Origin of the sequence: Blautia wexlerae (assembly GCF_013300825.1) — a bacterium.
Taxonomy (GTDB): Bacteria; Bacillota; Clostridia; order Lachnospirales; family Lachnospiraceae; genus Blautia_A; species Blautia_A wexlerae_B.
Genome location: NZ_JAAIMY010000006.1, coordinates 13,498 through 26,282 on the forward strand (window position 1 = coordinate 13,498; position 12,785 = coordinate 26,282).

Below are 12,785 nucleotides of genomic sequence, written 5' to 3' on the forward strand. Positions count from 1 at the left end.
TTCGCTAACTTCTCAATTACAGTCCGAACGGAAGTTTAAATCCACCGCCGCGCTTACCGGCTTTTCCGCCCATAAGACCAGGCATCTGTTTCATCATCTTCTTGCTCTGCTCAAACTGTTTCACCAGACGGTTTACTTCAGAGACATCTACTCCTGCACCTCTGGCAATACGGTTCTTTCTGGAAATGTTCAGGATTGACGGATTGCTTCTCTCCTGAGGTGTCATGGAAAGGATAATTGACTTGGTTCTGTCCATGGCTTTCTCATCGATCATTCCCTCAATATCCTTCATCTTACCGCCCATACCTGGAAGCATATTCAGGATACTGCCGATACCGCCCATCTTGTTCATCTGTTCCATACTGGTAAGGTAATCGTTGAAATCAAAGTCCATTTTCTTTAACTTCTTCTGCATGTCCTGCGCCTGTTCTTTATCGATGGAAGCTTCTGCTTTCTCGATCAGACTCATGACATCACCCATACCAAGGATTCTGGAAGCCATACGTTCCGGATAGAACTGCTCCAGATCAGAAAGTTTCTCGCCCATACCTACATACAGAATAGGCTTACCGGTTACTGCCTTGATAGAAAGGGCTGCACCGCCTCGGGTATCACCATCCATCTTGGTAAGAATGACACCGTCGATTCCTACTTTATCAGCAAATGTGCTTGCCACATTTACCGCATCCTGTCCGGTCATCGCATCTACGATGAGGATGGTTGCATCTACCTGAATGTTCGCCTTGATATCTGCAAGTTCCTGCATCATATCTTCATCAACATGAAGACGACCGGCTGTATCGATAAGTACGACATTCTGCTGATTTGCCTTCGCATGCTCTATGGCTGCTTTCGCAATATCCACAGGCTTCTGCTTATCTCCCATGGAAAATACTTCCACGCCCTGTTTCTCGCCGTTGACCTGCAGCTGTGTGATAGCCGCCGGACGGTAGACATCGCAGGCTACTAAAAGAGGTTTCTTACCTTTGGATTTCAGCTTGCCTGCAAGCTTCGCAACTGTGGTGGTCTTACCTGCACCCTGCAGACCTGCCATCATGAACACTGTAATCTCATTTCCCGGGCGAAGAGGCAGATCTGTTGTCTCACTTCCCATTAATTTCACAAGTTCATCATTAACAATCTTGATCACCATCTGACCCGGATTCAGACCACTCATAACGTCCTGTCCGATTGCCTGCTCCTGTACAGATTTGGTAAACTGCTTCACAACCTTAAAGTTTACGTCTGCCTCTAACAGAGCCATCTTTACTTCCTTAAGGGCAAGCTTAACGTCCTCCTCTGTCAGGCGGCCCTTGCTTCGCAACTTCTTAAATACATTCTGCAGTTTATCTGTCAAGCTTTCAAATGCCATATGTTATAACTCCTCTAAAATCTCATTGGAAATATTTACAATTTCATCGGAATGATATTCCCGGGCAAGTACACGGATCTGCTTTACCTGTGCCCGTATATTCAGGAATTTCTCTACAAGATGAAGCTTCTGTTCATACTCTTCAAGGGTCTTGTTGCATCTCTTGATCATATCATGCACACCCTGTCTGCTGATGCCCAGATCCTCTGCGACTTCACTCAGCGAGTAATCCTCCAGCACCACGCTCTCATAAACCTGCTGCTGTCTCTCTGTCAGAAGTTCTCCATAAAAATCATATAAATAACCTTGCTCTACAAACTTCTCCATCTGTAATCACCTTGACTATATTAACCTATTTCCAATGTGCTGTCAAGCATTTTCTCTTGACAGCACAAATTTATTTTTTCCGATACACTTCTTAAAAATCTCATCAAAAAAGCCCCGGCATCCATATACTGAACACCAGAGCTCCCATTTCATTTATTTACATGGCAGATGCTACTCTGAGACAATCACAGACTTGGGCGGATCACCTTTGGTCTGCATCCTGCATCTTCAAGAGCTTTAACAATCTCGTTCTTATGATCTGTACCAAAAGCCTCCAGTGTGATCTTAAGTTCCACTGCCGCATTTCTGTTCGTACTTACAAACTGGTTATGATCCAGCTTAATAACATTACCCTGTGCCTTAGCGATCACACTGGCCACACGCACCAGTTCACCCGGCTTATCCGGAATCAGAACAGATACGGTAAAGATTCTGTCTCTCTGGATCAGACCATGCTGAACAACAGAAGACATGGTAATAACATCCATGTTTCCACCGCTTAAGATAGAAACAATCTTCTTTCCCTTCACATCCAGATGACGAAGCGCTGCCACTGTCAGAAGGCCGGAATTCTCTACGATCATCTTGTGGTTCTCAACCATGTCAAGGAAAGCAACGATCAGTTCATCATCCTCGATAGTGATGATATCGTCCAGATTCTTCTGGATATACGGGAAGATTTTCTTTCCGGGTGTCTGTACAGCAGTACCATCAGCAATCGTATTTACGTGCGGAAGAGTCACAACCTCACCCTTCTTCAGAGAAGCTTTCATGCAGGCAGCCCCTGCCGGTTCCACACCAATGACTTTGATATGTGGATTTAAAAGTTTCGCAAGTGTGGAAACACCTGTTGCAAGTCCGCCTCCACCGATTGGAACCAGAATATAATCAACAAGTGGAAGTTCCTGGACGATTTCCATTGCAATGGTACCCTGTCCTGTAGCAACCGCCGGATCATCGAAAGGATGGATAAAAGTATATCCCTCTTTCTCTGCCAGTTCCAGTGCATGTGCACATGCCTCATCATATACATCTCCGTGCAGGATAACCTCTGCACCGTAGCTCTTTGTTCTCTCAACCTTGATCAGCGGAGTTGTGGTAGGCATAACGATCACTGCCTTCACGCCATATTTATGCGCAGCATAGGCAACACCCTGTGCATGGTTTCCGGCAGATGCTGTGATCAGACCTTTATTTCTCTCTTCATCGGAAAGAGTGCTGATCTTATAATAAGCACCACGAACCTTGTATGCACCTGTACGCTGCATATTCTCCGGTTTCAGATAAACCTTATTTCCTGTAAGTTCACTGAAATAGCTGCTCTTGATCAGCTTTGTTTCCTGTGTGACCTGTTTTACGATCTCTGATGCCTGTTCAAAACTCTCTAAAGTAAGCATTGTTTTCCCTCCATTTTGTCCTAATCTTAAGCGTCCGGGTTTTCTTTATGGTCTACATCAAACAACGCATTTACAAAAGCATCTGCATCGAATTTCTGAAGATCGTCAATACTCTCTCCTACGCCAATGTACTTCACCGGTATATCCAGTTCAGACTGAATTGCAACTGCGATACCACCTTTGGCAGTTCCGTCTAACTTGGTGAGAATAATACCGTTGACATTTGCGACCTCCGCAAACTGTCTCGCCTGTGCAAGAGCATTCTGTCCGGTAGTACCATCCAGCACTACCAGTGTCTCCAGATATGCATCCGGATACTCCCTCTCCAGAATCCTGTAAATCTTGCGAAGCTCTTCCATAAGGTTCTTTTTATTATGAAGACGTCCTGCTGTATCGCAGAGAAGTACGTCTGCATTTCTTGCTTTGGCTGCTGCCACCGCATCATAGATAACAGATGCAGGATCTGCTCCCGCCTGTCCACCGATGATCTCTACACCTGCCCGGTTCGCCCATTCGGTAAGCTGCTCTCCTGCTGCTGCGCGGAAAGTATCTGCTGCTGCAAGGATAACCTTCTTGCCCTGGTCTTTTAATTTTCCTGCAAGCTTTCCTACGGAAGTAGTCTTTCCAACGCCATTGACACCAATCACAAGAACTACAGATTTGCGGTTCTCAAATTCATACTCTGTGCTGTCCACACGCATCTGATCCTTAATCTCATTGATCAGAAGCTGTTTACATTCCATCGGTTCCTTAATATGACGTTCGGAAACCTCTTTCTTTAAATTCTCAATAATAGAAGTGGTCGCATTGATCCCGATATCACCCATGATCAGAATCTCTTCCAGCTCTTCATAAAAATCTTCATCAATACTGGAAAAACCACTGAAAATACTGTCAAATCCGGCTACGATATTGTCTCTGGTCTTTGCCAGTCCACTGACTAATCGTTTAAAAAAACCTTTCTTTTCTTCTGCCATGTGAAACTCCTCCTGTTACTGGGTAAGCTGATTCTCCACCAGGTCGACGGAAACCAGTGTTGATACCCCTTTTTCCTGCATGGTAATACCATAAAGCCGGTCTGCGGCATTCATAGTCCCACGCCTATGAGTTATTATAATAAATTGTGTGTTTTTCGTCAACTTCTGTAAATACCCGGCGAATCGTCCAACATTTGAATCGTCCAGCGCTGCTTCGATCTCATCCAGCAGACAGAACGGTGACGGCTTCAGGTTCTGGATTGCGAAAAGAAGTGCAATAGCTGTCAGAGCTTTTTCCCCGCCGGAAAGCTGCATCATGTTCTGCAGTTTCTTCCCCGGCGGCTGGGAAATAATCTTAATTCCTGCCTCCAGGATATCTGCCTCTTCATCCAGTTCCAGAGTTCCTTTTCCGCCTCCGAACAGTTCCTTAAATGCCTTGTCAAATTCCCTTTGAATCTCCCCGAACTTCTCAGCAAACTGTTTCCGCATTCCCTCGTCCAGTTCCTGAATGATTTGTTCCAGAGTTTTCTCCGCTGTGACCAGATCCTCATACTGACCGGACAGAAAGGTGTGTCTTTCCAGAAGTTCCTTATAATCCTCAATAGCATTTACATTTACAGGTCCCAGCTTTCTGATGTCATCTTTAATCCGGGCTGCCTGTTTCTTCATCTGCGAAAGGTCATTAAGTTCCTCTTTTCGGTAAGAAAGTGCATTATTCGGCGTGATCTCATATTCTGACCACATATAGGCGATCCGCTCTTCTCTGCTTTCCTCCAGCTTCTCCATCTGACCCTGAAGACGGTAGCATTCTTTATCCAGAAGACTGATCTGACCGGACAGATAATCTCTTTTCTCAAAGAATTCTTTATGACGGGAAGTTCTGCTCTCCTTCTCTTTCTGCAGATTCTCCAACTGTATCTGTGCCTGTTTTTCCTGGAGAACAGAGTCTTCTGACTCCCTTTTCAACTGAACGATCATCTCCTGCTTCTTTTCCATCTCTTCACTGCTGTGAGAAAGAGACTGATAAATATCTTCTTTCTCTGTTGCAAAAGCAGTGATTTCCGATTTCAGACGGCTCAGATTTTCCTGGTCAAACTTCTCTTTCTGATCAAGGGCAGCTAACTGAAGACGGATTTCTTCCAGTTCTCTGGAAATTTTTCCTTCTTCCTCTTTCCATTCATCCAGTTCCGACTGCTTTGTCTCAATAAAGCTCTCCAGTTCTTTCTCATCCTGATCTGAACTCTTCAGTTCCTGAACGATCCGTTCATGATCCTGCCTAATCTCCATAACCTGGCGTTTGATTTCTGCCTGGTCCCTGTTGATCTGCGCATATCCGCTGCGGATTTCTTCTGCTTTCTTTTCCTGCTGCTTAATATTCATTCTGGCAGTATTCTGTTCAATATATTTCTGTCGGAGCTCTTCCTGAAATCCTGCAATGGTATCGCGAAGCGTATTTCTCTGATTTCTGTTCTCTTCAATGGATTTCTGCATTTCGACCAGATTTTGCTTCAACTGATCTGTTTTTGTTTCCAGTTCCTCTATCTCACGCCGTCTTCCCAGCAGATTACTGTTATTTCTGAAAGCACCACCGGTCATAGAACCACCCGGGCTTAAAGATTCACCCTCTGTTGTAACCATTCTCAGACTGTGTCTGTATTTCTTTCCTATTGCGATAGCATGATCAATGTTATCAACTACCAGCACTCTTCCAAGAAGAAATTTCGTAATCTGCTGATACTGAGGGGGCACAGACACCAGTTCACTGGCAATTCCCACAACTCCCGGTTCTTTCAGTGCTTCCTTCGATGTAAACTCACCGCGTGGACTGATACTGCTCATAGGGAGAAAGGTTGCACGTCCATAACGGTTCTTTTTCAGAAATTCAATCATCATCTTGGCAGTCTGTTCATTATCTGTAACGATATTCTGGATACTTCCGCCAAGTGCTGTCTCAATAGCGATCTCATAATCTTTGTTTACCTGGATCAGATCTGCAACAACGCCCTGGATTCCCGGAACACGTTCCTTTTGCTCCATAACTCTCCGGATACTGTTTCCGTATCCATCATAACGCTCCGCAATATTTCTGAGAGAATCCAGACGTGAGGCTTCTCTGTGATAAGCAGTCTGTTCCGCTTCCAGCCTTGCGTTCTGTTCCTTCAGTTTTTCCTGAAGCTTCATCACACTCAGGTTCAGATTTTCACATTCCCTGTTGGCATTTTCTATCTGCTCTGTGATCTCATCATATTGTTTTTTTGCTTTTGAAAGGATGGTCTGCTGCTCTTCCTCTTCACTCTTTAATCTGAGGATACGCTGGCTGATCTCAGCCTTGCGGATCTCCGCCTGCTCCATCATTGTATCAAATCTCTGAGCTTTACCCTTGACATTTGCACGGCTGTTTAAAATCTCAATGATCTCATTTTTGCCATTCTCCACTTCCAGATTGCAGGCTTCCATATTCTCCTGCGCTGTCTTTATTTTCTCTTCTTCCTCAGAAAGCTTCCTGCGAACCGCCTTTAACTGTGCATAAATATCCGATTTCTCTTCTTCCAGTTTCTTCTTTGAAGCTGTTCTTACTGAAAGTTCTGCCTCAATAGTCTGAAGACGTCTCTTATAATGTTCTTCATTCTGGGCACCTGCCAGTATCTGCTCATTTAACACATTGATCTGGCCTTCCAGCTGCTGTTTACGGATTGCCTGTTCCTGACCGGAAATGCGAAGTGCATCCATTTTGGAATTTAAATCTTCCAGTTCCTGCTCCAGACGTTCATATTCAACTTTGGTCTGGTCATAGGAGCTCCTGGTATCTTTCAGTTGATTCTGCGCAATTTTATCCTTCTCTTCCAGTTCCTTCAGTTCTTTGGCAGCAGCAGCATACTCCATCAGGAACATATTCACATCCAGTTCCTTAAGTGTCTCTCTTTTGGAAAGATAAATCCTCGCTGTCTCTGACTGTTTCTCCAGAGGACCCAGCTGTCTGGTAAGCTCTGAGAGGATATCTGTCACCCTGACCAGGTTCTGACGTTCCTCCTCCAGCTTTTTGATCGTGGTGTTCTTTCTTCTTTTAAACTTAACAATACCTGCCGCCTCATCAAAAAGCTCTCTTCTCTCCTCCGGCTTTCCGCTTAAGATTCTGTCAATCTGTCCCTGCCCAATAATTGAGTATCCTTCTTTGCCGATACCTGTATCATAAAACATCTCGTTGATATCTTTCAGTCTGCAGGCACTTCCGTTGATCTTATACTCGCTCTCTCCTGAACGGTAAAGCCTTCTGGTAACCGTAACTTCGTTAAAATCGACCGGAAGCTTATGGTCTGAGTTATCCAGCGTGATCGCCACCGATGCATAGCTTAAAGGTTTTCTTGTCTCTGTACCGGAGAAAATAACATCCTGCATATTCCCCCCTCTCAGAGACCTGGCACTCTGCTCACCCAGCACCCATCTCACTGCATCACCAACGTTACTCTTTCCGCTTCCGTTAGGACCTACGATACCTGTGATCCCATTATGAAATTCAAAATTGATCTTCTGGGCGAAAGACTTAAATCCCTGTACCTCTATATTCTTTAAATACATAATTCTCCTGCTTATTTTCCGAGCACACGGATCGCCTGGTATGCTGCGGCCTGTTCTGCTGCTTTCTTTGTATGGCCGCTTCCCTGTCCCATCACTTTGCCGTTTACTCTTGCTTCCACAGTAAAGTTCTTGTTATGATCCGGGCCTTCTTCTTTTGTCAGAATATATTCCACCGGCTGTGTTCCGTTTTCCTGCACGATTTCCTGCAGGATGGTCTTGCTATCATAAAAGAGCTGTTTGTGTTCAATATCATTCAGGATAAACTTCAGCACAAACTCCTTTGCATTAGCAAAACCACCATCCAGATAGATAGCTCCCAGTAAAGCCTCTGTTGCATCAGATACGATAGAATCCCTGTTTCTTCCGCCTGTCATATCTTCGCCCTTTCCAAGCAGCAGAAACTGCGGCAGTCCGAATTCTCTTGCACAGTAAGCAAGACTTGGCTCACATACCAGACTGGCTCTCTTCTTTGTCAGTTCTCCTTCAGGTACCTGAGTAAATCTGGCATACAGATAATCACTGCTGATCAGTTCCAGCACGGCATCTCCCAGAAATTCCAGTCTCTCATTGCTTCCCAGTTTTCCCAGCTTCTTCTCATTTGCATAAGAACTGTGTGTAAGCGCCTGTATAAGATAATGTTTATTTTTAAAATGGTATCCTATGATCTCTTCTAATTCTTCTGTTTTTTTGTTCATTCCTCTAACCCTCTCCATATACGCCGGACTGTCTTCTGACAGCCCGGCATCATTTCTTTATTTAATTGTCCGAATTGCTTCAACAGCATCACCGACTGTCTGAATCTGTTCGACAGATTCATTATCCAGCTCAATGTCATACTCCTCTTCAATCCCCATAATAATCTGAAAAATATCAAGAGAGTCTGCACCAAGATCATCTACAAATGTAGTGTCTTCTGTGATCGAATCTGCATCAATATTCAGAACCTCTGCTATGATAGCTTTTATTTTCTCCAGTTCCATCTTCAACCCTCCTTCCTGTTTCTGTTCCTGTCCTGCTCTATTCTGCTTCAGACTTCAGTGTTTCCTGATCCTCCAGAATACGCTCTGCGATCTTCTCGTTAATCTTCTCCTGTTTGAACTGTACACACTGGAAAATACCATGTTTGATCTCAATGGCTTTTGCACTTCCATGAGTCTTGACTACAAGTCCCTTAAGGCCCAGAAGAGGTGCTCCGCCATATTCCGTTGCATCAAAGGATTTCAGAGTTTCCTTCAGTGCAGGCTTTACTAAAAGCGCACCGATCTTACTTCTTGTACTGGTCATCATTCCTTCTTTGATCTTCTGTACCAGAGCAGAACCAACTCCTTCATATAATTTAAGAATCACGTTTCCCACAAATGCTTCGCATACGACCACATCCGCATATCCCGCCGGGATATCTCTGGCTTCGATACTTCCGATGAAATTAATACTTTTGCATTCTTTCAGAAGGGGGAAGGTTTCTTTTACAAGTGCGTTTCCCTTCTCCTCCTCTGCCCCGTTATTTACGATGGCAACTCTTGGATTCTTAATGCCGACTACATTCTCCATATAAATAGAACCCATCTTCGCAAACTGTACCAGATGTGATGGACGTGCATCCACATTGGCACCGCAGTCTATCAGAAGGGAAACTCCCTTTGTGGTAGGGATCAACGGTGCAAGAGGCGGTCTCTCCACGCCTTTACTTCTGCCTACCAGCACCTGTCCGCCAACAAGAACCGCACCTGTACTTCCTGATGAAATAAAGGCATCTGCTTCCTGTTTCTTAACCATATTCAAACCTACTACGATTGATGAATCTTTTTTCTTACGGATTGCAAAAACCGGAGGCTCTGCTGTCTCGATTACCTGGGATGCATTGACAACCTGGATCTGGTTCTTCGGATATCCGGAGTATTTCGCCAGTTCCTTATCTATCACTTCCTGTTTTCCTGTAAGAATTACTTTTATGTCCTGTCTCTCTGTTACAGCTTCCACTGCAGCCTTGACAGGTTCTGCCGGGGCATTATCCCCGCCCATTGCGTCCACTACAACTCTGACCTGTTCTGCCATATCTTCATATCTCCTGTTCACTTACTGTTCACTCACAGATGTCAGAATCAAAAGATATTTTCTGTCACTGACCCGGCATCCGCAAATTGCCCTGCTGCAAAGCAGCTCCTGCAATCTTCCATAATCTGTATCATACTAAAGAACCATCTGCAAAGTCAATAGCATCTGAAAAAAATCACTTTTCACTTTTTTGTGCCTCAATTCTCTCTGCCAGATCATTCAGATAAACCCACCTGTCCATCTTCTCATCCAGCTCTGCCTGTGCTTTTTCCTTCTGCTCCATAATCTCACGAAGCTTCATGGAATTAGTGGCATTGGTCTCCATATCCTTATCCAGCTTCTCCAGCAATTCCTCCAGAGCAGCAATATCGTCATCAATGGTCTCAAACTCTCTCTGCTCTTTATAAGTAAATTTTAGCTTCTGGGGACGGTTCTGTTTCCAGTCTGCCTGGGCCGACTTCTTCTTTTCTCCACCGGTAACAGTAGTCTGTCCTTCCGATACTGCCCCGCCTTTTCTCGCCAGCGCCTCTGTATAATCCGTATATCCGCCCTCATACTGAGTCAGATGTCCATTCCCCTCAAAAGCAAAAATCCGATCCACAATATTATCCAAAAAATACCTGTCATGTGACACTGCAATCACAATTCCCGCAAAAGAATCCAGATAATCCTCCAGAATGGTCAGTGTAGGAATATCCAGATCATTACTTGGCTCATCCAAAAGCAGCACATTCGGTGCCTCCATCAGAACCTTCAACAGATACAGACGCCTCTTTTCTCCACCAGATAACTTGGCAATGGGTGCATACTGCATAGCAGAGTCAAACAAAAAACGTTCCAACATCATGCTGGCAGAAATCTTTCCATCCCTGGTAGGAATATACTCCGCCACATCACGGATATAGTCGATCACACGCTGATTCGTATCCATATCCGGCACTTCCTGTGCAAAATATCCAATGCGGATCGTCTCACCGATTTCTACCTCACCGGCATCCGGCTGCACCATTCCATCGATGATCCTGATCAGAGTTGACTTTCCGCATCCATTCGGGCCAATGATCCCAAGTCTCTGATTTCTCAGCACAATATAATTAAAGTCATCCAGGATTACCTTATCTCCAAAGTTCTTGCTGATATGATGAAGTTCAATTGTCTTCTTTCCCATACGTGTCTCAACAGAATCCAGTTCCACATTCACATCCCGTACCGGAGCCTTTCCATTCTTCAGCGCCTCCAGACGTTCCAGACGTGCCCGTTGCTTGGTACTTCTTGCCCTGCATCCACGCTTTGCCCATTCCAGTTCCATACGAAGCACACTTTGCCGCTTCCTCTCACTGGCAAGCTCCATCTCCTCACGCTCTGCCTTCAGCTCCAGAAACTTCGAGTAATTGGCCTCATAAGCATAAAGACTGCCATGGGAAATCTCCAGAATCTTATTGGTAACCCTGTCAAGGAAATATCTGTCATGGGTAACCATGATCACAACACCTTTAAAACTTCTCAGAAAATCCTCCAGCCAGGTCACCATCTCATTGTCCAGATGGTTGGTAGGCTCGTCCAGAAGCAGCACATCACAGGGATTCACCAATGTCCTGGCCAGTGCCACCCTCTTCTTCTGCCCTCCGGACAAATGATCAATCTTCTCCTCGTGATCCATAATTCCAAGCTTATTCAGTACATTCCTGGCCTCACTCTCTGTGCTCCAGTCCTTCTGCCACTTCCCCTCAGCCACATAATCCAGGATAGAAGCCCCTTGCGGAAACTCCGGCATCTGCGGCAGATACGTAATCCTGAGACCATTCTGTGTGATTACCTGCCCTTCATCCGGATCCTCCAGACCACCGATGATCTTCAGAATTGTAGACTTCCCGGTTCCGTTAATCCCGATAATCCCAATCTTATCCCCCTGATGCACCCCATAGGAAACATCATCCAGAACCACCTTTTCACCAAACACCTTGGAAACATGCTCTATATTCAGAATATTCATAAACTTAAACCTCTCTCGTAATTTTCGCTCCCATTATACCATCTCATCAGGTATTCTAAAACCCCCATCTGCTTTTTAATTATTACTTATCCCCATTCCCGGAAGCACGAAAAAACTCCTCCCCGGGCATCACCCGGAAAGGAGCATTCTCATCCCTGTTTTTTATAAAAAAGGATTCATCAGTTCATCTCAGTTCCATTCTCAACTGCATACTTCAGTCCCTGCACAGCAACCGCCAGCGTAGCTTCCTCTACAGTAGCGCTTCCAAGATCACCCATATCCAGTGTCAGTGTATCATCATCATTCACTGCCACGCCAAAAGTAAGTGCCATCTCAGAAACTTCATCAGTAATCGTCACAGTACCATTCTCTTCATCAAAAGTACCTTCACCAACAAAGCTTACATAGTTATCATCCTGATCGATCACAAGTACTGAGCAGAAAGTTCCATCCTCATTAGCTGCATAAATAAAAGTCTCACCCGCTTCTGTTTCGCCGGAATAACACTCTGTCAGGATATCACCCATATCCTGATAAGTCTGATTGTAATCCGACTCATCACCGTCTGCCTCATAAGGCTCCAGGGTTGCAGTCAGGTCCAGACTGTCCGGATCATAAAGTTCCAGAAGATTCTCTTCCTCATTTGCCTGCACCAGATAAGTTACCATATTTTCATCATCATACGTGCCGTCGTCATTTGCGAACTGCATTACCAGAGCTGTATATTCTCCGTCTGAACTCAGAGCATATACGCCAAGAACATCCTGCTCTTCATCCTTCCACTGGCCAAAAAACGAATTATCTTTATAGAATCCGTAAATATCTCCCGCACTGTCCTTCCACAGACCCAACATTGCTTCTGATACATCCGCAACATCTCCGTCTGCCTCTTCTTCTGCTGCGTCATCTGCTGCCCATACCGGAGCAACCACAGAACCTAACATAGCCGCCACACAGAAACCTGCCATTAATTTTTTCCAGTTCTTCATAGTTGTTACCATCCCTTCTTTAAAATGTAAGTCTTTTTTACTGAATTTCCATAACCTTACTATATGAAATTCTGACATCATTTTCAATATATATGGGAT

General features: G+C 44.8%; 10 protein-coding genes. All 10 read right to left on the bottom strand.

Annotated elements, in window-relative coordinates; translation table 11 throughout:
- Positions 1 to 16 precede the first annotated feature (16 nt).
- Positions 17 to 1,372, bottom strand: coding sequence for a signal recognition particle protein (ffh, locus tag G4417_RS04765; protein ID WP_008704686.1), 1,356 nt, complete (start codon positions 1,370 to 1,372; stop codon positions 17 to 19).
- A gap of 3 nt (positions 1,373 to 1,375) precedes the next feature.
- A complete protein-coding gene (ylxM, locus tag G4417_RS04770; protein WP_008704687.1) occupies positions 1,376 to 1,699 on the bottom strand; it encodes a YlxM family DNA-binding protein in 324 nt (107 codons plus the stop codon).
- Between the two features lie 185 nt (positions 1,700 to 1,884).
- Positions 1,885 to 3,096, bottom strand: coding sequence for a threonine ammonia-lyase (gene ilvA, locus G4417_RS04775; protein ID WP_055053435.1), 1,212 nt, complete (start codon positions 3,094 to 3,096; stop codon positions 1,885 to 1,887).
- Between the two features lie 26 nt (positions 3,097 to 3,122).
- The gene (gene ftsY, locus G4417_RS04780) at positions 3,123 to 4,073 is read right to left on the bottom strand and encodes a signal recognition particle-docking protein FtsY (protein ID WP_173682867.1); all 951 of its coding nucleotides are present in this window, start codon (positions 4,071 to 4,073) and stop codon (positions 3,123 to 3,125) included.
- Positions 4,074 to 4,088: 15 nt separating this feature from the next.
- The gene (smc, locus tag G4417_RS04785) at positions 4,089 to 7,649 is read right to left on the bottom strand and encodes a chromosome segregation protein SMC (protein WP_173682866.1); all 3,561 of its coding nucleotides are present in this window, start codon (positions 7,647 to 7,649) and stop codon (positions 4,089 to 4,091) included.
- Positions 7,650 to 7,660: 11 nt separating this feature from the next.
- Entirely contained in the window at positions 7,661 to 8,344 is a 684-nt protein-coding gene (rnc, locus tag G4417_RS04790) for a ribonuclease III (RefSeq protein ID WP_173682865.1), read from the bottom strand.
- A gap of 57 nt (positions 8,345 to 8,401) precedes the next feature.
- Positions 8,402 to 8,629, bottom strand: a complete 228-nt coding sequence (acpP, locus tag G4417_RS04795; RefSeq protein ID WP_020993747.1) for an acyl carrier protein — start codon at positions 8,627 to 8,629, stop codon at positions 8,402 to 8,404.
- Between the two features lie 37 nt (positions 8,630 to 8,666).
- Positions 8,667 to 9,704: a phosphate acyltransferase PlsX gene (gene plsX, locus G4417_RS04800; RefSeq protein ID WP_173682864.1), complete on the bottom strand. Its 1,038-nt coding sequence runs from the start codon at positions 9,702 to 9,704 to the stop codon at positions 8,667 to 8,669.
- 175 nt (positions 9,705 to 9,879) lie between these two features.
- Complete coding sequence (locus G4417_RS04805) at positions 9,880 to 11,697, bottom strand: ABC-F family ATP-binding cassette domain-containing protein (RefSeq protein WP_118509593.1); 1,818 nt, start codon at positions 11,695 to 11,697, stop codon at positions 9,880 to 9,882.
- Positions 11,698 to 11,876: 179 nt separating this feature from the next.
- On the bottom strand, positions 11,877 to 12,686 hold the full coding sequence (locus tag G4417_RS04810) for a hypothetical protein (RefSeq protein ID WP_154780059.1): 810 nt from the start codon (positions 12,684 to 12,686) through the stop codon (positions 11,877 to 11,879).
- Between the last annotated feature and the right edge of the window lie 99 nt (positions 12,687 to 12,785).

Bases quoted from the DNA above. Each gene is read 5' to 3' on its own strand.
- ffh (WP_008704686.1), bottom strand. From the start codon at position 1,372: ATGGCATTTGAAAGCTTGACAGATAAACTGCAGAATGTATTTAAGAAG.
- ylxM (WP_008704687.1), bottom strand. From the start codon at position 1,699: ATGGAGAAGTTTGTAGAGCAAGGTTATTTATATGATTTTTATGGAGAA.
- ilvA (WP_055053435.1), bottom strand. From the start codon at position 3,096: ATGCTTACTTTAGAGAGTTTTGAACAGGCATCAGAGATCGTAAAACAG.
- ftsY (WP_173682867.1), bottom strand. From the start codon at position 4,073: ATGGCAGAAGAAAAGAAAGGTTTTTTTAAACGATTAGTCAGTGGACTG.
- smc (WP_173682866.1), bottom strand. From the start codon at position 7,649: ATGTATTTAAAGAATATAGAGGTACAGGGATTTAAGTCTTTCGCCCAG.
- rnc (WP_173682865.1), bottom strand. From the start codon at position 8,344: ATGAACAAAAAAACAGAAGAATTAGAAGAGATCATAGGATACCATTTT.
- acpP (WP_020993747.1), bottom strand. From the start codon at position 8,629: ATGGAACTGGAGAAAATAAAAGCTATCATAGCAGAGGTTCTGAATATT.
- plsX (WP_173682864.1), bottom strand. From the start codon at position 9,704: ATGGCAGAACAGGTCAGAGTTGTAGTGGACGCAATGGGCGGGGATAAT.
- G4417_RS04805 (WP_118509593.1), bottom strand. From the start codon at position 11,697: ATGAATATTCTGAATATAGAGCATGTTTCCAAGGTGTTTGGTGAAAAG.
- G4417_RS04810 (WP_154780059.1), bottom strand. From the start codon at position 12,686: ATGAAGAACTGGAAAAAATTAATGGCAGGTTTCTGTGTGGCGGCTATG.